This is a genomic window from Proteus sp. FZP2095 (genome assembly GCF_023701425.1).
GTDB classification, from domain to species: domain Bacteria; phylum Pseudomonadota; class Gammaproteobacteria; order Enterobacterales; family Enterobacteriaceae; genus Proteus; species Proteus cibarius.
On sequence record NZ_JAMQBJ010000023.1, the window covers coordinates 1 to 493 of the forward strand.

At 44.6% G+C, this 493-nt stretch carries 1 tRNA gene and 1 rRNA gene; both read left to right on the plus strand.

The window, feature by feature from the left end:
* A 16S ribosomal RNA gene (locus NBG71_RS18670) occupies nt 1-113 on the plus strand; the annotation flags it as partial.
* Between the two features lie 84 nt (nt 114-197).
* Nucleotides 198-273, plus strand: a tRNA-Glu gene (locus NBG71_RS18675).
* Nucleotides 274-493 lie beyond the last annotated feature (220 nt).

Consider the following 493-nt stretch of genomic DNA (forward strand, 5'->3'; position numbering starts at 1 on the left):
AAGAAGTAGGTAGCTTAACCTTCGGGAGGGCGCTTACCACTTTGTGATTCATGACTGGGGTGAAGTCGTAACAAGGTAACCGTAGGGGAACCTGCGGTTGGATCACCTCCTTACCTAAGAGATACGTGTTATGTGCAGTGCTCACACAGATTGTCTGATGAAGAACGAGCAAAAGCGCGTCTGCGAAGCTGACTGAAGTCCCCTTCGTCTAGAGGCCTAGGACACCGCCCTTTCACGGCGGTAACAGGGGTTCGAATCCCCTAGGGGACGCCAATTGCGCGGTATGAGTGAAAGGCGTACCACACTATAGTCTGATGCAAGTCAGAGAATAGTTAAGATAATTCGTATGAGTTATTTTACCTATTATGCTCTTTAACAATCTGGAACAAGCTGAAAAATTGAAAACAAATCAATATATCACCGAGGTATATTGATGAGTCTCTCAAAATCTCAAATCTGAAAATACTCTTCAGAAAGGATATGCGAGCAAAAT